The sequence below is a fragment of the Nitratireductor sp. OM-1 genome (genome assembly GCF_003296175.1).
GTDB classification, from domain to species: Bacteria; Pseudomonadota; Alphaproteobacteria; order Rhizobiales; family Rhizobiaceae; genus Nitratireductor; species Nitratireductor aquimarinus.
Window position 1 is genome coordinate 1,257,662 of the sequence record NZ_CP029208.1, and the last position, 21,224, is coordinate 1,278,885.

Sequence of the window (21,224 nt, forward strand, 5' to 3'; positions counted from 1 at the left end):
TTGATGACTCAGGCCGCCTTCGGGCGGTTGATCTGCCCGGAGGCTTCCATGACCATGGGCGACAGGCCCATTCCGCCCTGCTCGATGATCTGGAACAGGTGCGTGCGCATGCGCGGCTCCCAGAACTTGTTGATGTGGTCGGCCACGCCCGCGACCTGCTCTTCCTTTGGCTGGGAAGTGAAGAAGGTGGCGATCTGGTTGGCCATGTAGACCAGGCGCTCGTCGCCGGATTTGAACTTATCGTCATGCGACATGTCTGGTCGCTCCAATCGTCACGCGTTCCGGATGGGTGAAAATGTCGAACTCCTCGCCCCGCACGAGGGCGACGAGGGTCATGCCGGCGGTTTCCGCCGTGCGGATGGCGAGTGCTGTCGGCGCGGAGACGGCGGCGATGAGCGGCGCGCCGATGGCCGCCGTTTTCTGCACCATCTCGACGGAGACGCGAGAGGTAACGACGACCGCGCCGGTTGCGCCATCGATGCCGGCCTTCACCAGCGCGCCCGCCAGCTTGTCGAGCGCATTGTGCCGGCCCACATCCTCGCGAACGGCCACGATGCCCTTGCCGGCGACATAGAAGCCGGCGGCATGCACCGCGCCGGTGGCGTGGTGCAGCTCCTGAAACTTGTGAAGCTCGCTGACCGCCCCGGTGAGATCGGCGGCGGTGAAGCGCGGCGATGCGGAAACCTCGGGCACGCTGCGCATCGCTTCCTCGATGCTTTCAATGCCGCACAGGCCGCAGCCGACCGGGCCGGCAAGACGCCTGCGCCGCGCCTCGAAGCGTCTGTTGGCGGTGTCGCGCAGGCGGATCTGCAGGTCGATGCCCGCACCCAGCTCCTGAACCGTGATCGTGTCGATCTCGTCGGCGCTGGCGATGATGCCTTCCGTGACGCTGAAGCCCAGGGCGAAGTCTTCGAGGTCCGCCGGCGTTGCCATCATCACGGCATGGGTGGTGCCGCCATAGGAAAGCGCCACCGGCGTTTCCTCGGGCACCGTGCGCGCGCTGACCTTCGTCCCGCCGGTTCGGCGGGCCGTTCTGGTAACGCGGGCTGTGGCTGGAACACCGCTGCTCATGCTGGAACCGGCGGGGTTATTCCGCCGCCTCCACATGCACGATGCGACGGCTCTGGCGCGCGTGCTCCTCGTAGTCTTCCTGCCACTCGGACGGACCGTTGGACGGGGCAACCTGCACCGCCGTGACCTTGTATTCGGGGCAGTTGGTGGCCCAGTCGGAATACTCGGTCGTCACCACATTGGCCTGCGTGGCCGGGTGGTGGAAGGTGGTGTAGACGACGCCCGGCGCAACGCGCTCGGTGATGGTGGCGCGCAGGCTGGTCTCGCCGGAGCGGCTTTTGAGCTTCACCCAGTCGCCCTCGCGAACGCCACGGGTCTCGGCATCGAAGGGATGGATCTCAAGCAGATCCTCCTCATGCCAGACCACATTCTCCGTGCGGCGCGTCTGTGCGCCGACATTGTATTGCGAGAGGATGCGGCCGGTGGTGAGCAGCAGCGGGAAGCGCGGACCGACCTTCTCGTCGGTGGCCACATAGGCGGTGCGCACGAACTTGCCCTTGCCGCGCACGAAGCCGTCGATATGCATGACGGGCGTGCCGGTGGGGGCCTTCTCGTTGCACGGCCACTGGACCGAGCCTTCCTTTTCCAGAAGCTCATAGGTCACACCGGCGAAGCTTGGCGTGGTGGCCGCGATTTCGGCCATGATCTCGGAAGGATGCGTGTAGTTCCAGTCCTGACCCAGCGCACGGGCCATGTCCTGCGTGACCTCCCAGTCGGCATAGCCGTTCTTGGGCTCCATCACCTTGCGGACGCGGTTGATGCGGCGTTCGGCATTGGTGAAGGTGCCGTCCTTCTCAAGGAAGGTCGAACCCGGCAGGAATATGTGGGCGTAGTTGGCGGTCTCGTTCAGGAAGAGATCGTGAACGATGACGCATTCCATCGCTTCCAGACCGGCCGCCACATGATGCGTGTTGGGATCGGACTGGAGAATGTCTTCGCCCTGCACGTAAAGCGCCTTGAAGGTGCCTTCGACGGCGGCGTCGAGCATGTTGGGAATGCGCAGACCCGGCTCATTGTCGAGCTTCACGCCCCACAGGCTCTCATAGATCGCGCGGGTCGCATCCTCGGAGATGTGGCGGTAGCCCGGCATCTCGTGCGGGAACGAGCCCATGTCGCAGGAGCCCTGCACGTTGTTCTGGCCGCGCAGCGGGTTCACGCCCACGCCCGGCCGGCCGATATTGCCGGTGGCCATGGCGAGGTTGGCGATGGCCATGACGGTGGTGGAGCCCTGGCTGTGCTCGGTGACGCCGAGGCCGTAATAGATCGCACCATTGCCGCCGGTGGCGTAAAGACGCGCCGCACCGCGGATCAGCTCCGCCGAAACGCCGGACATCTTTTCAATGGCTTCCGGGCTGTTTTCCGGCTGGAGAACGAAGCTCGCCCAGTCCTGGAACTCGTCCCAGTCGCAGCGCTCGCGGATGAACGCTTCGTTGAAGAGGCCTTCGGAGACGATCACATGGGCAAGCGCGGTCAGCACGGCAACGTTGGTGCCGGGCTTCAGCGGCAGGTGGTAGCTCGCCTCCACATGGGGCGTGCGCACCAGCTCGATGCGGCGCGGATCGATGACGATCAGCTTTGCGCCCTCGCGCAGGCGCTTCTTCAGGCGCGAGCCGAACACGGGGTGACCGTCGGTCGGGTTTGCGCCGATGACCAGAACCACGTCGGAATGCTCGACCGAATCGAAATCCTGCGTGCCGGCAGAGGTGCCGAAAGTGGTTTTCAGACCATAGCCGGTGGGCGAGTGGCAGACGCGGGCGCAGGTGTCGACATTGTTGTTGCCGAAACCCTGGCGCACCAGTTTCTGAACGAGATAGGTCTCTTCATTGGTGCAGCGCGACGAGGTGATACCGCCGACGGCAGCCCTGCCGTATTTTTCCTGGATGCGGCCGATCTCGCTGCCGATATGGGCGTAGACCTCTTCCCAGGACACTTCGCGCCACGGGTCGGTGATCTTATCGCGGATCATCGGGTTGAGGATGCGGTCCTTGTGGGTGGCGTAGCCATAGGCGAAGCGGCCCTTCACGCAGGAGTGGCCGCGATTGGCCTTGCCATCCTTGTAGGGCACCATGCGGACGACTTCCTCGCCCTTCATCTCTGCCTTGAACGAGCAGCCAACGCCGCAATAGGCGCAGGTGGTGACGGCGGAATGATCGGGCATGCCCATCTCGATGATGGACTTTTCCTGTAGCGCGCCGGTGGGGCAGGCCTGCACGCAGGCGCCACAGGAAACGCATTCCGACTGGAGGAAGGGCTCGTCCATGCCGGCGGTGATGCGGCTTTCGAAGCCACGGCCTTCCACTGTCAGGGCGAAGGTGCCCTGCTGCTCCTCACAGGCGCGAACGCACAGCGAGCAGACGATGCACTTGGACGGATCGTAAGCGAAATAGGGGTTGGAAACGTCCAGTTCCTTGAAGTTCACCCCATGCTCGCCGATGGGCGAGGGTTCGAGGTGGTTTGCCCCTTCATCGCCATAGCGGTTCTGCTTGAGGCCAACGCTCTCGGCCATGTTCGCCATCTCGCAATTGCCCATGGCGCAGGCCGGGCAGTCTTCCGGATGGTCGGACATGTAGAGTTCCATCACGCCGCGGCGGATGGTGTTGAGGCGGTCGGTCCGGGTGTTGACGGAAATGCCGTCCATGGCCGGGGTGGTGCACGATGCCGGCGTGCCGCCCTTGCCCTCGATCTCGACGAGGCAGAGACGGCAGGAGCCGAAGCTCTTGACCATGTCGTTGGCGCACAGCTTGGGCACGGCGATGCCGGCCTCGCGCGCGGCGCGCATGATCGAGGTGCCTTCCGGAACGGTGACAGACTGGCCGTCGATGGTAAGCGTTACCGTCTTGTCAGAGCGGACAGCGGGTGTGCCGTAGTCGATTTCTTCTACGAAACGCTTGTCGGTTCCACGTTCTTGAGTTCCGCACATGGGTTTCCTCCTATTCCGCTGCTTCGCGCACGGGCGCGGGGCGGAAATCTTCCGGGAAATGGGTCAGTGCGCTCATGACAGGGTAGGGCGTGAAGCCACCCAGTGCGCACAGCGATCCGAACTTCATCGTATTGCAGAGATCGGTCACGGTCTCGATCTGCTCTTCGGGCGCGATGCCCTGCTTCAGCCGGTCGAGCACTTCGACACCGCGCGTCGAGCCGATGCGGCAGGGCGTGCACTTGCCGCAGCTTTCCACTGCGCAGAACTCCATGGCGAAGCGCGCCTGCTTCAGGAGATCGACCGTATCGTCGAAGACCACGATGCCGGCATGGCCGATGAGGCCATCCTTGGCGGCGAACGCCTCGTAGTCGAAGGGCGTGTCGAACAGGTCGCGCGGCCAGTAAGCGCCGAGCGGACCGCCCACCTGCACGGCGCGCACGGGACGGCCCGTGGCGGTGCCGCCGCCGATATCGTCCACCAGCTCGCCGAGCGTCATGCCGAAGGCTGCCTCGAACAATCCGCCATGCTTCACATTGCCGGTGATCTGGATCGGAATGGTGCCGCGCGAACGGCCCATGCCGAAGTCGCGGTAATAGGCCCCGCCCTTGTCGAGAATGATCGGCACGGAGGCGAGCGAGATCACATTGTTGATGACGGTCGGCTTGCCGAACAGGCCTTCATGCGCCGGCAGCGGCGGCTTGGCGCGGACCTGGCCGCGCTTGCCTTCCAGACTGTCGAGCAGCGCCGTTTCCTCACCGCAGACATAAGCGCCGGCGCCCACGCGCACTTCCATGTCGAAGGCGTATTTCGAGCCGAGCACGCTTTTGCCGAGCATGCCGGCGGCGCGGGCGGCGTCGATGGCCTCGTTCAGGATGCGGTGAACATTGGGATATTCCGAACGCAGGTAGACATAGCCCCTGGTCGCACCCGTCGCGATGCCGGCAATCGTCATGCCCTCGATGAGCACGAAGGGATCGCCTTCCATGATCATGCGGTCGGAGAAGGTGCCTGAATCGCCTTCGTCGGCGTTGCAGACGATGTATTTCTGCGGGCCGTCGGTGTCGTGCACCGTCTTCCACTTGATGCCGGTCGGGAAGCCCGCTCCGCCACGGCCGCGAAGACCGGATTCGGTGACTTCCTCGACGATGCCGAGCGGCGTTTTTTCAAGCGCGTTGCGCAGGCCACGGAGGCCGCCATGCTTTTCGTAGTCCTCAAGCGAGACCGGATCGATGATGCCGCAACGGGCGAAGGTCAGCCGGGTCTGCTTTGCAAGGAAGGGGATTTCCTCGGGCTTGCCGAGGGAGAGGTCGTGCGCGCCGCCTTCGATCAGGCCGGCGTCGAACAGGCCCGCCACGTCGCCGGGCTTCACCGGCCCATAGGCCACGCGGCCCTCGGCGGTTTCCACCTCGACCATGGGCTCAAGCCAGAACATGCCGCGCGAGCCGTTGCGAACGATCTTCGCGTCGAGACCGCGTTTCTCGATTTCCTCACGCGCGGCGGCAGCGACTTTTTCGGCGCCCAGCGCCAGCGCACCGGCATCGCGCGGAATGTAGATGTTGATGGTCATGCCCGCACCTCTGCTGCGATTTCCTCGGCCCGCGCCTCATCCAGCCGGCCAATCACCTCGCCGTCGAGCATGGCGGAGGGCGCACAGGCGCACAGACCGAGGCAATAGACGGGCTCCAGCGTCACCGCGCCATCGGCGGAGGTCTCATGAAACTTGATGCCGAGCAGCTTCTGCAGCTTCTCGGCCACCGCATCGCCGCCCATCGACTGGCAGGCTTCGGCCCGGCACAGTTTCAGCACGTGACGGCCTGCCGGCTTCTCGCGGTAGTCGTGATAAAACGATACGACGCCATAAACTTCGGCGCGTGTCAGATTGAGGGCCTCGGCGATGATGGGCAGGCTTTCACGCGGCACATGGCCGAGTTCCCGCTGAATCCCATTGAGAATGGGGAGTAACGGGCCCTCTTCGTTCTTCCAGCGGTCGATAATGACCTCGACGGCGGAAGTGATTTCGGTACGTGCTTGCTGCATCTCGCAGCGCCCTCCCTAACGATGCTCGTTCTGGAGGAGAAACAAATCCCGTGTGAAGGATCAATATAGCATATCCGTCAGACGATAGAAAATTTCTATCGATGCTCGCCGTATCGCTCGGCCAGAAGGCCCGCTTCATAGAGCAGGGCGGAGACAAGCGGCGTGTGCGGTTCACGCTTGACGGCGACCAGACCGACCAGGTGGCTGGCGTCGGGCTCGACGATGGGAATGGCGCGGATCGGCTCGGAGAAGCCGAGAACTTCGGCCAGGTTGAGCGGCATGATTGAGGCCCATTTCCCGGTGCGGATATGGGAGAACAGCACGATCATCGAGTTCGATTCGAGCGTGGGGTGGGCCGTCGCCCCCACTTCTTCCAGGTGTTTGTTGATGATCCGGCGGTTCTGCATGTCCGGCGTCAAAAGGCAAAGCGGCAGGTCGGCCACCTCTTTCCAGGTCACGCTCTCGCGGTCGGACATCCGGCTCTTTGCGGCGGTGATGAGCTGGTAGCGCTCGGAGTAGAGCGGTACGGCAGCGACGTGGCCGAGCGGCTCATTGTCGAGATAGGTGATGCCGATGTCGATCTCGAAATTTTCCAGAAGCGAGAGAACTTCCAGCGAGGTGCGCGAGATGATCGAGAAGGTCACCTCGGGGTGTTTGTCGCGAAAGGGCGTGGTGAGTTCGGGCAGCATGGCGAGCGCGGTCGGGATCGCCGCGATGCGCACATGGCCGGCAAGACCGCGCCGCGCAGCCTTCATCTCGGCGCGCATGGTGCGCGTGTCGCCAACGATGCGACGCGCCCATTCCAGCACGCGCTGGCCTTCGGGCGTGAGGCCCTGAAAGCGTGATCCGCGCTGAACCAGCATGACGCCGAGCTGGTCTTCCAGCTGCTTGATGGCGGCTGAGAGCGTTGGCTGCGTGACGCCGAGCTCCGTTGCCGCCCGCCCGAAATGCTGCTCCCTGGCGAGCGCGATGAAAAATTCCAGCTTGTCGATCATGCGCCGACGCTACAGCGCAGCCGCGCTGCGGGCAATCCATCTTGCAGAGCGCCCATCTTGCAGTGCGTGATGGGGCGGTTTGGCAATGCCGCATCGCAGGGTCGGTCGATTTGCCTCTCTTGGCCATCGAACCCATCTGCTTTATCTGGGAGAAAAAGCAAAGGCACGTGCACATGACTCTCGACAGACAGACCGTCATCGACCGCTTAAAGTCCGTGAAAGGGCCGAATCTGGAGGGCGACATCGTTTCGCTCGGGCTCGTCTCGGAGATTTTCATCGCCGACGGCAAGGTGTTCTTCTCGATCACCGTGCCATCGAGCCGCGCCCAGGAACTGGAGCCTCTGCGGCAGGCGGCGGAGAACGCCGTGAAGTCGCTACCGGGCGTCAAGGGCGCCGTGGTGGCGCTGACAGCCGAGAAGCAGGGCGGTGGCATGGGCGCCACACCACCGCCGCGTCCGAAACCGGCCCCCCAGCGTCCGATGCCGGGTGGCCCCGCCGCACAAGCCGGTCAGCAGCCGGCCAAGCAGGATGTGCCGGGCATCAAGGCCATCGTCGCCGTAGCCAGCGGCAAGGGCGGCGTCGGCAAATCCACCACCGCCGTCAATCTGGCGCTGGGGCTGAAGATGCTCGGGCTCAGGGTCGGCATTCTCGATGCGGATATTTACGGGCCTTCCATGCCGCGTCTGCTCGGCCTCACGGGAAAGCCGGAAACCGCCGATGGCAAGACGCTGAAGCCGATGGAGGCGTTCGGCGTGAAGGTCATGTCCATGGGTTTCCTTGTCGAGGAAGACACGCCGATGATCTGGCGCGGTCCGATGGTCGTTTCGGCGCTGCGGCAGATGCTGCGCGACGTGGCCTGGGGCGAACTGGACGTGCTGGTGGTCGACATGCCGCCCGGCACGGGCGACGCACAGCTGACCATGGCGCAGCAGGTGCCGCTGGCCGGCGCGGTAATCGTCTCGACGCCGCAGGACCTGGCGCTGATCGACGCGCGCAAGGGGCTGAACATGTTCCGCAAGGTGGATGTGCCGCTGCTCGGCATCGTCGAGAACATGAGCTACTTCCTCGCCCCCGATACGGGCGCACGCTACGACATCTTCGGCCATGGCGGCGCGAAGAACGAGGCGGAGCGGCTTGGCGTTCCGTTCCTTGGCGAAGTGCCGCTGACGATGGATGTGCGCGAAACCTCGGATGCGGGAACGCCCGTTGTGGCGTCGAACCCGGAGGGCGCGCAGGCGAAGGTCTACAGGGACATTGCCGCTAAGGTGCAGACGCAGCTGGCGGCGGCCATGCAGAGCGCGGCGGACGAGACCCCGGCCATCGTCTTCGATTAATGCGCTACGGGGAATAATGCGTTACGGGCGATTGAACAAAGCGGTCGTCTGTGTAACGTATCGACCAACGAGGAGCACCGCACGCCCGCTCGGGCGTGCGCGGGACGCTCTGCCAATTGCTTGCCATTTGCTCTGGAGGTTGCAGCATGAGCGTCGACAACACCGAAACCATTCTCCATGAGCGCCTTGATGGCTGGCATCGGATCACGCTGAACCGGCCGGAAAAGCTCAACGCTTTCAACGAAGCGCAGCATGTGGCGCTGCGGGACGCGCTGGAAGCCTGTTCTGCGGATGAGGGCTGCCGTGCGGTGCTTCTGACGGGCGCGGGGCGCGGCTTCTGCGCCGGGCAGGATCTGGGCGATCGCGATCCGGCCAAGATGGAAAGCAAGCCGGACCTCGGCTATACGATCGAAAATTTCTATAATCCGCTGGTGCGCAAGCTGCGCGGCATGAACAAGCCCATCGTCTGTGCGGTGAACGGCGTTGCGGCTGGCGCTGGCGCGAACATTGCGCTGGCGTGCGACATCGTGCTGGCGGCGAAATCGGCGAAGTTCATCCAGGCATTCGCCAAAATCGCGCTGGTGCCGGACTCCGGCGGCACATGGTTCCTGACGCGCATTCTGGGCGAGCCGCGCGCCAAGGCGCTGGCGCTGACGGGCGAGCCGCTCTCGGCGGAAGATGCTGCGAACTGGGGCCTGATCTGGCGTGCCGTGGAAGACGACGCCCTGATGGAAGAGGCCGAAGCGCTGGTGACCAAGCTGGCGCACGGTCCGACGCAGGCCTATGGCCTGATCAAGAAAGCGATCCACGCCGCGCCGGGAAGCTCTCTCGACGCGCAGCTGGAGCTGGAGCGCGAACTGCAGCGCGAGGCCGGCCGCTCGGACGATTACCGCGAAGGCGTCGCGGCGTTCCTCGAAAAGCGCAAGCCCGTGTTCAAGGGCTAGGGCATCTTGCAGTCAGTTGCCCGTGCCTGACATTTATTCATGCGCCCTTGCGTATTCAGGTGCAAAAGAGAAAGAGCGGGCAGCGTTTCACTGAAACGATGACCCGCTCGATCAGGAAATCTCCAGAACGAAAAAGCGTCCTCAGGCTGAGGGCGCTTCGGCTTCTTCCGTGTCGCCGCCGGTGACGCGGGTGTTGAAGTCGGAGAAGAACTGGCCGGCCAGCTTCTTGGAGGTCGACTGGATGAGGCGGCTGCCGAGCTGGGCCATCTTGCCGCCGACATCGGCCTTGGCGCTGTAGGTCAGGATGGTGGCGTCCGGGCCGTCTTCCTTGAGCGACACATCGGCGCCGCCCTTGGCGAAACCGGCCACGCCGCCCTTGCCCTCGCCGCTGATCGTGTAGGAGTGCGGCGGGTTGAGATTGGTGAGCTCAACCGCGCCGCTGAACTTGGCCTTGATCGGGCCGATCTTCAGGGCGACGATTGCCTCGAACTCGGTGTCCGACGTCTTTTCCAATTCCTGACAGCCGGGAATGCAGTCTTTCAGCACGTCCGGGTCGTTCAGCGCCTGCCAGACCGTTTCCACCGGCGCTTCGATGCGTTCTTCACCTTCGATGACCATGGCCATGGCGCGTCCCTCCTGAAATCATGTCTCAATCTGGCTAACCCACTGCTTGCGTCTTGTCCATCCGCGCGGGCGTCGGCAGTGTTGTCTTGCGGGTGACATATGCCGCGATTATGCGACATCGAATCGGCCGAGACATCAGGTGGAACAATGAGCGACAGCGACGTGCGGGGCGGAACAGGGGCAGAGGCAAAGGGAACGGCGGGAGAGGTTTTCCGCGTCTTCCTCAAGCTCGGCGTGACCTCGTTCGGTGGCCCCATCGCGCATCTCGGCTATTTCCGCGACGCGCTGGTGGTGCGGCGCAAATGGCTGGACGAAAAGGCCTATGCGGACCTCGTTGCGCTGTGCCAGTTCTTGCCCGGCCCGGCGAGCAGCCAGGTGGGCTTTGCGCTGGGTTTCCTGCGGGCAGGCCCCATGGGGGCGGCAGCCGCGTGGGCGGCCTTCACCCTGCCTTCGGCCCTGCTTCTCTTTGCGTTCGCGCTTTTTGCGGGGGCGCTCGACAATCCGCTCGGCGCGGGGCTGTTGCACGGGCTGAAGATCGTGGCGGTGGCCGTGGTGGCGCAGGCGGTGTGGGGCATGGCGCGGTCGCTCTGCCCGGACCGCGAGCGCGCAGGCATCGCGCTTGCAGCGCTTGTTCTGGTGACGTTTGCGGCCAGCGCCTTCGCGCAGATTGCGGCCATTCTGTCTGGCGCGCTGCTTGGCTGGTGGCTGTGCCGGGATAAGGTCGGTGAGGCTGGGCAGACGGTGGCCTTCGGGCTGTCGAAGCGCGCCGGGATCATCTGCCTTTCCCTTTTCGCGTTTCTGCTGTTCGGTCTGCCGCTGGCAGGGCAGATGACGCAGGGGCTTGCCGTGTTCGACACCTTCTATCGTGCGGGCGCGCTGGTGTTCGGCGGCGGGCATGTGGTGCTGCCGCTGCTTGAGGCGGGCGTGGTAGAGCCCGGCTGGGTCCCGCAGGATGCGTTTCTTGCCGGCTACGGCGCGGCGCAGGCCGTGCCGGGACCGCTCTTCACATTCGCTGCCTATCTGGGCGCGGTTCTGCACATGCCGCCCACGGGCGTGGCCGGCGCTGCAATCGCGCTTGTCGCGATCTTCCTGCCGGGCTTCCTGCTTTTGATGGGCGTTGCGCCCTTCTGGGACCGTTTCCGCCAGTTCGATGCGGCGCGCGCGGCGATGATGGGCACGAATGCGGCGGTGGTCGGCATATTGGCGGCGGCTCTTTACGATCCGCTCTGGACCACGGCGATCCTTGCACCGGCAGACTTTGCGCTGGCGGCGGTCGGCTTTCTGCTTCTCACGGTGTGGAAGGCCCCGCCATGGGTGGTGGTGGTGCTGTGCGCGCTGGCGGGAATGGCGCTGGCAGTCTTTTGACAGAGGCCCGTCCCGGAAACCGGGAGGGGCCTTTGTCTGCGGTTATGCAGCGGCGCGTCGATGTTCGGCGGAAGCGGCTGCTGCGAGCTCGCGGATGCCGGGCTCGATCTGCTGGGCCGCGATGGACGAAATGCCAAGTCGCATGAACTGCGTCGCGCGCGGGCGGTCAATGAAGAAGCGCGCACCGGGCTCGATCAGAACGCTGCGCCGGGCAGCCGATTTGGCAAGGGCCACAGTGTCCAGTCCGGGCGGGCCTTCGAGCCAGAGCGAGGTGCCGCCGCGAATGTCGGCTGCGTTCCAGTCCGGCAGGATGTCGCCGACAGCCTGATAAAGCTTTTCACGCCGCTCCTCGAAGGCCGCAGAAATGCGTCGCACCAGCGTGTCGTGATGGCCGAGCGACAGGAACAGCGCCACGGCCCGCTGGTTGTTGGCCGGCGGATGGCGCAGCATGAAGCGGCGTAAGGCGCGCAGTTCTGCGATCAGGTCAGCCGGGGCAACGATGTAACCCATGCGCAGGCCCGGTGCGAGCGTCTTGGACATGGAGCCCAGATGCACAACGCGGCCCGTGCGGTCGAGCCCCTTGAGGGCTGCCTGCGGGCGCTCGTCGGCGAGCTGGCTGTCATAATCATCCTCGATGACGATCCAGTCATTGCGCTCCGCCCCTTCCAGAAGCGCCTCGCGGCGCGCCTGGCTGAGCGGCACCATGGTCGGGCAATGATGGCTCGGCGTGGCGAAAACGAAGTCTGCATCTTCCGGAATCTGCGCCACGTCGATGCCCTGCCGGTCGACGGGAACCGGTGCGATCTGCGCGCCGGCGAGCTGGAAGATGGAGCGCGCGTCGGGATAGCCGGGGTTCTCCACGGCCACCTTCTTGCCACGGCTCATGAGCAGCGTGGCGAGCATGTAAAGCGCGTGTTGCGAGCCGAGCGTGATCAGGATTTCGTCGGGATTGGCGAAGATGCCGCGACGCGGAAGGAGCCGCGCCTGGATCTGCTCGATCAAGAGCGGGTCGTCACGGTCGACCATATCGGCCGCCCAGTTGCGAATCTCCAGAACGGCAAGCGCCATGCGGTTGCATTCGCGCCATTCGGCGGTCGGGAAAAGCCCCGGATCGAACTGCCCATAGACGAAAGGATAAGAGGCCTTCATCCAGTCTTCGTTCTTGCGCGGCTCGGGCATTTCGCTGGCCAGAATCTGGAACCGCTCGCCCCAGTTCACGCCATCCTTGCCACCCTGTTTGCGCGGCGGGCGCGGGGGCGCGGCCAGCACTTCCGGATTGACAAAGTGACCGCGGCGCTCGCGCGCGATCAGGAAGCCCTGATCGACGAGCTGCTGGAAGGCCAGCACCACCGTACCACGCGCAACACCCAGCTTTTCCGCGAGAATGCGGCAGGATGGAAGCGGCATGGAAGGGGCGATCTGGCGATCGAGAATTGCCGACACGATGGCCTGGCGGATCTGTGCCTGGAGCGTCTGTCCCGATTCGGGGGAAATCTTGAACAGACCTGTCCAGAGGGCGGTGTCGTTTCTGGCTGACATATGGTTTTCCTCTCCGGGGCGGAGCGTAACCTTGGGGCAATGCATGTCAACCCTGGTACAATTGATTGTTCCAACAAAGAAATTGATGGATGCCAGCAACCCCCTGTGCCGCCTCATTTTGTCTGATAAAAGAGGCGCGTTTCTTTTTGCAGGAGGGCCCCCTTGGACACGGCATTCGAAACCGCGCTGGCTGCGCTTCTGGAGCATCGCGGGAAAACCGCGCCCATGGATATGCGCGCCGCCTTTGATTCCGACCCGAATCGTTTTGCCCGCTTCTCGCTCGCTCTCGATGATCTGACGCTGGATTATTCGCGCGCCGCAGTGGACGAGGAAACGGTGGGGCTGCTCCTCAAGCTTGCCGAGGCTGCCGGGCTGGAGCAGGCGCGGGACGATATGTTTGCCGGCAAACACATCAACGTCACCGAGGACCGCGCCGTGCTGCATACGGCTCTGCGCGCGCTCTCCGGCGGTGCTGTCTACAATGACGGCGATGACGTGATGCCGGATGTGCGCGCCGTGCTGGAGGCGATGGACGCTTTTGCCGACGGCGTGCGTTCGGGCGCGATCCATGGCGCGACCGGCAAGGCCTTCACCGATGTGGTGAACATCGGCATTGGCGGCTCGGACCTTGGCCCCGTCATGGTGACGCGGGCGCTCTCGCCCTATCATGACGGGCCGCGCCTTCATTATGTCTCCAACGTGGATGGCGCGCATATTGCCGACACGCTGTCGGGGCTCGATCCGGAGACCACGCTCTTCATCATCGCCTCGAAGACCTTCACGACCATCGAGACGATGACCAATGCCCGCACGGCGCAGAAATGGGTCGCCGCAAAGCTCGGGCAGTCGGCGACGGGCGATCATTTCGCCGCCGTTTCCACCGCGCTCGACAAGGTGGCGGAGTTCGGCATCGATCCGGCGCGCGTGTTCGGATTCTGGGACTGGGTTGGCGGGCGGTATTCGCTGTGGTCGGCCATTGGCCTGCCGATCATGATCGCGCTTGGTGCTGATGATTTCCGCCGTCTGCTCGCCGGTGCGGAAGCCATGGACCGGCATTTCAAATCCGCACCGCTGAGAGAAAATTTGCCGGCTATTCTTGGTCTCGTCGGCTATTGGCACCGGGTCGTGTGCGATTATCCGGCCCGCGCGATCATTCCCTATGACCAGCGCCTTGAGCGGCTGCCGGCCTATCTCCAGCAGCTCGATATGGAATCGAACGGCAAGGGCGTGCGGCTCGACGGTTCGCCGGTCATCACGCCCACCGGGCCGGTGGTGTGGGGCGAGCCGGGCACCAATGGCCAGCACGCTTTCTTCCAGCTTCTGCACCAGGGCACCGACATTATTCCGGTGGAGTTCATGCTGGCGGCGAAAGGCCATGAGGCTGGCCTGCAGCACCATCACGATTTGCTGGTGGCCAATTGTCTTGCGCAGGCTGAAGCCCTGATGAAGGGGCGCACGCTGGCCGAGGCCGAAGCGCAGCTTCTGGACAAGGGGTTCCCCGAAGACGAGATCAGGCGGATCGCGCCGCATCGGGTCTTCACCGGCAACCGGCCGTCGCTGACGGTTCTCTACCGCAAGCTTGATCCCTATGCGCTTGGCCGCCTGATCGCGCTCTATGAACACCGGGTTTTCGTCGAGGCGCAGCTCTTCGGCATCAACGCTTTCGACCAATGGGGCGTGGAGCTGGGCAAGGAGCTCGCCACGGAACTCCTGCCCGTGGTCGAGGGCAAGGTGGACGCTGCCGATCGCGATGCCGCAACCGCAGGCATGGTGAAACGCATCACGGCGCTGCGCGAAGGCTGAATCGGACGCCGGCCTCCTCCTTCCAGGGGGTAGCGCCGGCACCCCGCCATCCTGTTTCCAGACGGTCATTTTGTACCTGAACCGGCGGGCCAGCTCTCATGGGAGAGCCGGTCCGGTCGGGGTTTCCGTGCATCCGGACAGGAATAGATTATTCCTAACTGTAATTGACTCTTGGAATTTTCAATCTTAACACTTCTGAAAGGCGAGTAGACCGGCGAAAGCGGTGAGACCGCGCGCCGGAAGGCGATTTCGGGAGACGTTATGAACGCGCAGACGCTTATGTCGGAGCTGGAAAAGCTCGTTTCGGAAGGACGCAACCCCGACACGATGCAGATCGATCTGCAGCCGACGACCGAAATCCTCAAACTCATCAACACGGCAGACAAAGACGTGCCGCTGGCCGTCGAAAAGGTGATCCCGGAGATCGCGGAAGCCGTCGACCGCATCGTCGAGGCGTTTCAGAACGGTGGCCGGCTGATCTATATGGGCGCTGGCACGAGCGGCCGGCTCGGCGTGCTCGACGCTTCGGAATGCCCGCCCACCTTCAGCGTGCCCGAAGACATGGTGACCGGGGTGATCGCCGGCGGTGACCATGCGCTGAGGCACGCCGTTGAAGGCGCGGAAGACGACCCGGAACAGGGACGGCAGGCGCTTGTCGATCTGGCGCTCACCGACAGGGATGTCGTGGTGGGCATCGCGGTGAGCGGCCGCACGCCCTATGTGATCGGCGGCCTGAAATACGCCCGCGAGACCGGTGCGAAAACCGTTTCGCTTTCGTGCAACCCGGATTCGGCCATCGGCGCGATTGCCGATATCGCCATCGCGCCCGTGGTGGGGCCGGAAATCCTGACCGGCTCGACGCGGATGAAATCGGGTACGGCGCAGAAGCTCATCCTCAACATGCTCTCCACGGCGAGCATGATCCGCATCGGCAAGATCTATCAGAACCTGATGGTGGACGTTAACATCAGCAACCAGAAGCTTCTGGCGCGTGCATCGCGCATTGTCATGGAGGCAACGGGCTGCTCGGCGGACGAGGCCGAGACGCTGCTGGGCCAGAGTGGCAATGATGTGAAACTCGCGATCTTCATCGCATTGACGGACATGGATGTGGAGGAGGCGCGCGCGGCGCTCGAGCAGGCTGGCGGCTTTCTGCGCAAGGCAATAAACGACAGGCAGGGCCAGACGGCCAGCAAGTGAAGCAGGCATTCATGCGGTCCGTCGAAAGGCCGCTGGCATCAATCGCTTTCGGAGGAAGATGATCATGGGAAAAACTTTGATGAAGAATTTCGCAGCGTCGGTGGCGCTCGCGGCAACGCTCGGCGCAACGACGGCAATTGCGCCGGCTGCGGCCGAGACGCTGCGCATGGCCTGGTCGCAGGATGCGACGGGCCTTGATCCGCACAAGCAGACGGCCTTCTCGTCGCTTCGGCTTCTGGAACTGGTCTATGAGCCGCTGGTGCGTCTCGACGCCGAGCTGCAGATCGTTCCGGCTGTGGCCGAGACCTGGGAGTTTTCCGAGGATGGCAAGACGCTGGCCTTCAAGCTGGATGGCGATGCGCAGTTCCAGAACGGTGAGAAGGTGACGTCGGCTGACGTAAAGGCTTCCTTCCAGCGCATTCTGGACGAAGCGACGGGCGCTGCCGCCCGCGCCAACTTCACCTCCATCGAGAGCATCGATACCCCGGACGAGACGACCGTTGTCTTCAACCTGTCGCAGCCGGACGTTCCGATGCTGACGGCGATGACGAGCATCAACGCTGCCGTTGCTCCGGCGAGCGAGATCGAGGCCGGCACGATCGGCACGAAGGCGATCGGCTCCGGCCCGTTCAAGCTGGACAGCTGGGAGCCGAACCAGAAAGAGGTTCTGAGCGCCAACCCGGACTGGGCCGGCGGCGAGGTGAAGGTCGACGGCATCAACATTTCCGTTCTGCCGGACGAGACCGCCATTCTGGCGGCGCTGCGCACCAAGCAGGTGGATTTCGCGCTGATCAACGATCCGCTCGTGGCCACGCTGGTGCCGAACGAGGCGAGCCTCGAACTGAGCCGCACGCCGGTTCTGGCCTATCACGTGCTGCAGCTGAACCCGTCGCGCGAGCCGATGACGGAGCTGGCCGTGCGTCAGGCCATCTCCTGCGCCATCGACCGTCAGGACGTGCTCGATACTGCGCTTCTGGGCGAGGGCGCCGTGACCGGCCCGCTGACCATGCCGGCCTACCGCTCGGACCCGGCTTCGCTGTTCTGCTATGAGCGCGATGTCGAGAAGGCCAAGGCGCTGATGGCCGAGGCCGGATATGCAGACGGCTTTTCCGCAACGGTGATCGCAGCCACGGGCGAGCCGCCCACAGCCGCTGCCGAAGCACAGGTGATCCAGTCGCAGCTTGCCGAGATCGGCATCGATCTCGACATCAAGATGATGGAGCTCAACGTCTATGTGGACACCTGGCTGAAGGGGGATTTCGACATGGCGGTGGCTCTGAATGGCGGCCGCGCCGATCCGTTCTCCATGTACAACCGCTACTGGACCAAGGCAGGCAACCTGCAGCATGTCGCCAACTATATCGACGACACGCTGGACAGCCTGATGCAGGAAGGCCGTGAAGAGACCGACCCGGCGAAGCGCAAGGAGATCTTCTCCAAGTTCGAGACGCATCTCGCCGAGGTTTCGCCGTGGATCTGGCTCTACACGGGCTACACCTACACCGCGCAGCAGAAGAATGTGGGCGGCTTCGTGCCTTCCCCGACCGGCACGCTGTTCGGCCTGACCGAGGTAACGGTCGGCGAGTGATTGCCAGACGGGGCTGCGCCTGAACGCGCGGCCCCGTTTGCGCCTGGCACCCCCGTGGTTCGTGGTTCGACAAGCTCACCGTGAGGGTGCTGGCGCTGTAATGACAGGTTGATCCCACCAGTCCGGGCAGGCCCCGTCCCCGGCCCTCATGGTGAGCCTCCTGAGCTTGTCGAGGGGCGAAGCACGGGGCCGGCATGAAGGGCTCGACCCTCAACAACCGCACAAGACGATTGCATTTAGAAGGACACGGAGTGGAAGCTTCATGAATTACCTGGCCCGAAGGCTGATGACCTTTCCATTGGTCATGCTCGGGGTGTCCATCCTCGTCTTTGTTTCGATCCGGCTGGTGCCGGGTGACGCCATCACCGCCATGCTGGGAACAGAGGCCGGGCTTCTGACGCCCGATCAGCGCGCAGCGCTTGAGGCCTATTTCGGCATCGATCAGGGCTGGTTCACCCAGTACTGGCGCTGGCTTGCGGGTGCGGTTCAGGGCGATCTCGGCGTTTCCGTGACCTTCGGCAAGCCGGTGCTCGACGTGATCCTCGAACGCTTTCCGCTGACGCTGGAGCTGGCGCTTCTCTCCATGGTCATCGCGCTCGCCATCGGTCTTCCGGCGGGCATCTTCGCCGCCACGCGCAATGAAAAGCCGTCGGACCTCGCCGTACGCATCTTCGCGATGATCGGCCAGTCGACGCCGAACTTCGTGTTCGCGCTTCTGGCGATCTATGTTCTGTCGGTGGGCTTCGGGGTGCTGCCGGCCATGGGCGAATTCACGCCCTTCCTTGAAAATCCGCTGCGCAATCTGGGGCAGATGATCCTGCCGGCGCTGACGCTGGGCTTCGCCTTCGCCGCCGCCGTGACGCGCATTTCGCGCTCGGCCATGCTCGACATTCTGAGCGACGATTACATCCGCACCGCGCGCGCCAAGGGCGTGCCGGCGCGCAAGGTGATCTGGCGGCATGCGCTGCCCAACGCGCTGATCCCGGTGGTGACGCTGAGCGGCGTCGAGTTCGGCTATCTCCTGGGCGGCGCTGTGATCGTGGAGCAGATTTTTGCGCTGCCGGGCCTCGGGCGCATGGTGCTCGACGCCATTCTCCAGCGCGACTACGCGCTGGTGCAGGGCTCGGTCCTGTTCATCGCGCTCAACTTCATGATCGTGAATCTTCTGGTCGATCTCGCCTATGCGGTGCTCGACCCGCGCATTCGGCTGGGGGGCAAGTGATGCAGTTGCTGCGCGCCATTTTCAGCCATTCGAGCGGCCGCATCGGCGGCGCCATCGTTGGCCTTTACATCATCATCGCCATTCTCGGGCTTCTCGGCATCACGCCGCATGACCCGCTGATGCAGTTCCGCGTCGACCGTCTGCATGCGCCCGACGCGACCTACTGGATGGGCACGGACCTGTTCGGCCGCGATGTGGCGAGCCGGTTGATGCTGGGCATCAGCCAGTCCTTCATCGTCGCTTTCGCCTCGGTGGCGCTGGCGGCTGTGGCGGGCATTGTGCTCGGTCTTGCGGCCGCGTGGTTCGGCGGCTGGTGGGACGGCACGATCATGCGTTTCATGGACGTGCTTCTAGCTTTCCCGGCGATCCTTCTGGCGCTGCTCATCATCGCAATCGTGGGGCCGGGCACCTGGACCAGCGTGATGGCCATCGCCATCGTCTACACACCGATCTTCACCCGTGTGGTGCGCGGGCCGGCGCTCTCCCTGAAGACGCGCGACTTCGTGGACGCCGCGCGCACTTTCGGTTCGAGCCGCAACTACATTCTGACGCGCCATCTGATGCTGAACCTCGTCGCGCCGCTGACGGTGCAGGTGACGCTGGCGCTCGCATGGGGGCTCCTGACGGAGGCGGGCCTGAGCTTTCTCGGTCTTGGCACGCAGCCGCCGGCCTCGTCGCTTGGCCTGATGCTCGCCGACAGCCGCAATCTGATGGAGATGGCACCCTGGCTCCTGATCTTCCCGGGCATTGCGATCATGATCGGCATTCTCGGCTTCAACCTTCTGGGGGATGCGCTGCGCGACATTCTCGATCCCAAGACGCGGAGGTCGGCCGCATGACATCGCTTCTGTCCGTTTCAAACCTGCGCGTCGGTTTTGGCCGCAAGCCAGAAGACAATGAAATCGTCCATGGCGTGAGCTTCGATCTCGCTGCCGGCGAGACGCTGGCCATTGTCGGCGAAAGCGGTTCGGGCAAATCCGTCACCGCGCTGTCGATCAACCGGCTGGTGGATTTCGGTGGCGGCCGCATCATCGACGGGTCAATCCGGTTCCGGCGCGAGGACGGCAGCACGCTCGATCTGGCCGCAGCCGGCGAGCAGGAGCTGACGAAGATCCGCGGCGGCGAGATCGGCATGATCTTCCAGGAGCCGATGACCTCGCTCAACCCGGTTCTGACCATTGGCGAGCAGATCGAGGAATCGTTCCGCCTGCATCGTGGCCTGACCGGCCGGCAGGCGCGGGACGCGGCGAAGGACGCGCTCGACCGGGTGCGCATTCCCGACGCCGCACGACGCCTGAAATATTGTCCTCACCAGCTCTCCGGCGGCATGCTCCAGCGCGTGATGATTGCCACGGCCCTGTCGTGCAATCCGCGTCTTCTGATCGCGGATGAGCCCACCACGGCGCTCGATGTGACGGTGCAGGCGCAGATCATGGCGCTGCTCGCCGAGCTGAAGCGCGAGACCGGCATGGGCATGATCTTCATCACCCATGACATCGGCCTGGTGGCCGGCATCGCCGACAAGGTGATGGTGATGCAGAATGGCGAGGCGGTGGAGCAGGGACCGCTCGACGCGGTGCTCGATGCGCCGCAACATCCCTATACGAAGCATCTTCTGAGCGCCGTGCCGCATTTCGAGGCCGGGCGCGCCACGCGCACCGACTATCGCCGGGCCGACGAGCCAAGCGCCGCGCCGGCGCTTAAAGTGGAGGGGCTGACGGTTCGCTTTCCGGTGACCGGTGGTCTCCTGCGCCGGCAGACCGGTGCGGTTCATGCGGTGGACGGCGTGGATTTCGACCTGATGCCGGGCGAGACGCTGGGCATTGTCGGCGAAAGCGGCTCGGGGAAATCGACCACGGCGCGCGCCATTCTGGGGCTTGTCGAGCCGACGCGCGGCACCTTCTCCGCCAACACGAATGGCGCGGGGCGGCAGAGCAGCAAGCCGGTGCAGATGGTGTTCCAGAACCCCTATGCCTCGCTCAATCCGCGACTTCGGGTGGACAGCATTCTGGCCGAGCCGGTGATTGCCGCCGGCGGCGGGCTGAACGGTGAAACGCAGGCGCGCATGCGCATGCTGCTTGACCGGGTAGGCCTGCCGGAGAATGCGCTGGAGCGCTATCCGCACGAGTTTTCCGGCGGCCAGCGGCAGCGCCTGTGTATCGCCCGCGCGCTGATGCTCAACCCGTCCGTAGTGGTGCTGGACGAGGCCGTCTCGGCGCTCGACGTTTCGGTGCAGGCCAAGGTGCTGGAACTCCTGGTGGACCTGCAGCGCGAGTTCGGCCTCGCCTATCTCTTCGTCTCGCACGATATGGCGGTGGTGGAGCGCATCGCGCACCGCATCGCGGTGGTCTATGCGGGGCAGATCGTCGAGATCGGTGATGCGGCGTCGGTTCTTTCCGATCCGAAACACGCCTATACGAAACGGCTGATCTCGGCGGTGCCGAGCGTCGACCGGCGCAAAGAGACCTTTGAGGTGGACACGCGGCAGGTGCCGTCGCTGGTGCGGCCGCTGGGCTTCGAGCCGGAGCCGGCCAACTGGCAGAGTTTTGGTCCCGACCACATGGCGCGGGCGGAGGCATGAG

The 21,224-nt window shown here is 64.3% G+C and carries 17 protein-coding genes; 9 read left to right on the plus strand and 8 right to left on the minus strand.

Annotation, left to right across the window (positions count from 1 at the left end; all coding sequences use genetic code 11):
* Positions 1–8 precede the first annotated feature (8 nt).
* The 6 genes from DEJ54_RS06015 to DEJ54_RS06040 all read right to left on the minus strand — a co-directional run bounded on the left by DEJ54_RS06015 (position 9) and on the right by DEJ54_RS06040 (position 7,023).
* Positions 9–254 (minus strand): formate dehydrogenase subunit delta, encoded by a 246-nt coding sequence (locus tag DEJ54_RS06015; protein WP_113153772.1) that lies wholly within the window; start codon positions 252–254, stop codon positions 9–11.
* Entirely contained in the window at positions 244–1,071 is an 828-nt protein-coding gene (fdhD, locus tag DEJ54_RS06020; RefSeq protein ID WP_113153773.1) for a formate dehydrogenase accessory sulfurtransferase FdhD, read from the minus strand. The genes DEJ54_RS06015 and fdhD overlap by 11 nt, the downstream gene beginning before the upstream one ends.
* Positions 1,072–1,087: 16 nt before the next feature.
* Positions 1,088–3,991 carry a formate dehydrogenase subunit alpha gene (fdhF, locus tag DEJ54_RS06025; protein WP_113153774.1) on the minus strand — a complete coding sequence of 968 codons (2,904 nt, stop codon included), beginning with the start codon at positions 3,989–3,991 and terminating at the stop codon, positions 1,088–1,090.
* A 10-nt stretch (positions 3,992–4,001) separates the two neighbouring features.
* Positions 4,002–5,558, minus strand: a complete 1,557-nt coding sequence (locus DEJ54_RS06030; RefSeq protein WP_113153775.1) for an NADH-quinone oxidoreductase subunit NuoF — start codon at positions 5,556–5,558, stop codon at positions 4,002–4,004.
* Positions 5,555–6,028 (minus strand): formate dehydrogenase subunit gamma, encoded by a 474-nt coding sequence (locus tag DEJ54_RS06035; protein WP_113153776.1) that lies wholly within the window; start codon positions 6,026–6,028, stop codon positions 5,555–5,557. Before DEJ54_RS06035 ends, DEJ54_RS06030 begins: the two co-directional genes overlap by 4 nt.
* 95 nt (positions 6,029–6,123) lie before the next feature.
* Positions 6,124–7,023, minus strand: a complete 900-nt coding sequence (locus DEJ54_RS06040) for a LysR family transcriptional regulator (protein WP_113153777.1) — start codon at positions 7,021–7,023, stop codon at positions 6,124–6,126.
* A 173-nt stretch (positions 7,024–7,196) separates the two neighbouring features.
* On the opposite strand from DEJ54_RS06040, the gene DEJ54_RS06045 reads away from it, so the two are divergent.
* Together DEJ54_RS06045 and paaG are read left to right on the plus strand one after the other, a co-directional pair.
* Positions 7,197–8,357: an Mrp/NBP35 family ATP-binding protein gene (locus tag DEJ54_RS06045; RefSeq protein WP_113153778.1), complete on the plus strand. Its 1,161-nt coding sequence runs from the start codon at positions 7,197–7,199 to the stop codon at positions 8,355–8,357.
* A gap of 146 nt (positions 8,358–8,503) precedes the next feature.
* Entirely contained in the window at positions 8,504–9,301 is a 798-nt protein-coding gene (gene paaG / locus DEJ54_RS06050; RefSeq protein WP_113153779.1) for a 2-(1,2-epoxy-1,2-dihydrophenyl)acetyl-CoA isomerase PaaG, read from the plus strand.
* Between the two features lie 141 nt (positions 9,302–9,442).
* Here paaG and DEJ54_RS06055 read toward each other — a convergent pair whose 3' ends face one another.
* Positions 9,443–9,925, minus strand: coding sequence for a carbon monoxide dehydrogenase subunit G (locus tag DEJ54_RS06055; protein WP_113153780.1), 483 nt, complete (start codon positions 9,923–9,925; stop codon positions 9,443–9,445).
* A gap of 147 nt (positions 9,926–10,072) precedes the next feature.
* Between DEJ54_RS06055 and chrA the strand changes: the two genes are divergently transcribed.
* Positions 10,073–11,290: a chromate efflux transporter gene (gene chrA, locus DEJ54_RS06060; protein WP_113153781.1), complete on the plus strand. Its 1,218-nt coding sequence runs from the start codon at positions 10,073–10,075 to the stop codon at positions 11,288–11,290.
* A 42-nt stretch (positions 11,291–11,332) separates the two neighbouring features.
* Here the strand turns inward: chrA and DEJ54_RS06065 are convergent, their stop codons facing one another.
* Complete coding sequence (locus tag DEJ54_RS06065; protein WP_113153782.1) at positions 11,333–12,829, minus strand: PLP-dependent aminotransferase family protein; 1,497 nt, start codon at positions 12,827–12,829, stop codon at positions 11,333–11,335.
* A gap of 162 nt (positions 12,830–12,991) precedes the next feature.
* On the opposite strand from DEJ54_RS06065, the gene pgi reads away from it, so the two are divergent.
* The 6 genes from pgi (at position 12,992) to DEJ54_RS06095 (ending at position 21,223) form a co-directional block, all read left to right on the plus strand.
* Positions 12,992–14,632 carry a glucose-6-phosphate isomerase gene (pgi, locus tag DEJ54_RS06070; protein WP_113153783.1) on the plus strand — a complete coding sequence of 547 codons (1,641 nt, stop codon included), beginning with the start codon at positions 12,992–12,994 and terminating at the stop codon, positions 14,630–14,632.
* A gap of 261 nt (positions 14,633–14,893) precedes the next feature.
* Positions 14,894–15,832, plus strand: a complete 939-nt coding sequence (murQ, locus tag DEJ54_RS06075) for an N-acetylmuramic acid 6-phosphate etherase (RefSeq protein ID WP_113153784.1) — start codon at positions 14,894–14,896, stop codon at positions 15,830–15,832.
* 79 nt (positions 15,833–15,911) lie between these two features.
* Positions 15,912–17,420 (plus strand): ABC transporter substrate-binding protein, encoded by a 1,509-nt coding sequence (locus DEJ54_RS06080; protein WP_371685964.1) that lies wholly within the window; start codon positions 15,912–15,914, stop codon positions 17,418–17,420.
* 262 nt (positions 17,421–17,682) lie between these two features.
* Entirely contained in the window at positions 17,683–18,642 is a 960-nt protein-coding gene (locus tag DEJ54_RS06085) for an ABC transporter permease (RefSeq protein WP_113153785.1), read from the plus strand.
* Positions 18,642–19,481 carry an ABC transporter permease gene (locus tag DEJ54_RS06090; protein ID WP_007010541.1) on the plus strand — a complete coding sequence of 280 codons (840 nt, stop codon included), beginning with the start codon at positions 18,642–18,644 and terminating at the stop codon, positions 19,479–19,481. The genes DEJ54_RS06085 and DEJ54_RS06090 overlap by 1 nt, the downstream gene beginning before the upstream one ends.
* Positions 19,478–21,223 carry an ABC transporter ATP-binding protein gene (locus DEJ54_RS06095; protein ID WP_113153786.1) on the plus strand — a complete coding sequence of 582 codons (1,746 nt, stop codon included), beginning with the start codon at positions 19,478–19,480 and terminating at the stop codon, positions 21,221–21,223. Before DEJ54_RS06090 ends, DEJ54_RS06095 begins: the two co-directional genes overlap by 4 nt.
* Position 21,224 lies beyond the last annotated feature (1 nt).

What these genes read in the sequence shown, in the direction of transcription:
- DEJ54_RS06045 (WP_113153778.1), top strand. Translation starts at nt 7,197, where the DNA reads ATGACTCTCGACAGACAGACCGTCATCGACCGCTTAAAGTCCGTGAAA.
- chrA (WP_113153781.1), top strand. Translation starts at nt 10,073, where the DNA reads ATGAGCGACAGCGACGTGCGGGGCGGAACAGGGGCAGAGGCAAAGGGA.
- DEJ54_RS06015 (WP_113153772.1), bottom strand. Translation starts at nt 254, where the DNA reads ATGTCGCATGACGATAAGTTCAAATCCGGCGACGAGCGCCTGGTCTAC.
- DEJ54_RS06035 (WP_113153776.1), bottom strand. Translation starts at nt 6,028, where the DNA reads ATGCAGCAAGCACGTACCGAAATCACTTCCGCCGTCGAGGTCATTATC.
- DEJ54_RS06085 (WP_113153785.1), top strand. Translation starts at nt 17,683, where the DNA reads ATGAATTACCTGGCCCGAAGGCTGATGACCTTTCCATTGGTCATGCTC.
- fdhF (WP_113153774.1), bottom strand. Translation starts at nt 3,991, where the DNA reads ATGTGCGGAACTCAAGAACGTGGAACCGACAAGCGTTTCGTAGAAGAA.
- paaG (WP_113153779.1), top strand. Translation starts at nt 8,504, where the DNA reads ATGAGCGTCGACAACACCGAAACCATTCTCCATGAGCGCCTTGATGGC.
- DEJ54_RS06040 (WP_113153777.1), bottom strand. Translation starts at nt 7,023, where the DNA reads ATGATCGACAAGCTGGAATTTTTCATCGCGCTCGCCAGGGAGCAGCAT.
- fdhD (WP_113153773.1), bottom strand. Translation starts at nt 1,071, where the DNA reads ATGAGCAGCGGTGTTCCAGCCACAGCCCGCGTTACCAGAACGGCCCGC.
- DEJ54_RS06065 (WP_113153782.1), bottom strand. Translation starts at nt 12,829, where the DNA reads ATGTCAGCCAGAAACGACACCGCCCTCTGGACAGGTCTGTTCAAGATT.
- DEJ54_RS06095 (WP_113153786.1), top strand. Translation starts at nt 19,478, where the DNA reads ATGACATCGCTTCTGTCCGTTTCAAACCTGCGCGTCGGTTTTGGCCGC.
- DEJ54_RS06090 (WP_007010541.1), top strand. Translation starts at nt 18,642, where the DNA reads ATGCAGTTGCTGCGCGCCATTTTCAGCCATTCGAGCGGCCGCATCGGC.
- DEJ54_RS06055 (WP_113153780.1), bottom strand. Translation starts at nt 9,925, where the DNA reads ATGGCCATGGTCATCGAAGGTGAAGAACGCATCGAAGCGCCGGTGGAA.
- DEJ54_RS06080 (WP_371685964.1), top strand. Translation starts at nt 15,912, where the DNA reads ATGAAGAATTTCGCAGCGTCGGTGGCGCTCGCGGCAACGCTCGGCGCA.
- DEJ54_RS06030 (WP_113153775.1), bottom strand. Translation starts at nt 5,558, where the DNA reads ATGACCATCAACATCTACATTCCGCGCGATGCCGGTGCGCTGGCGCTG.
- murQ (WP_113153784.1), top strand. Translation starts at nt 14,894, where the DNA reads ATGAACGCGCAGACGCTTATGTCGGAGCTGGAAAAGCTCGTTTCGGAA.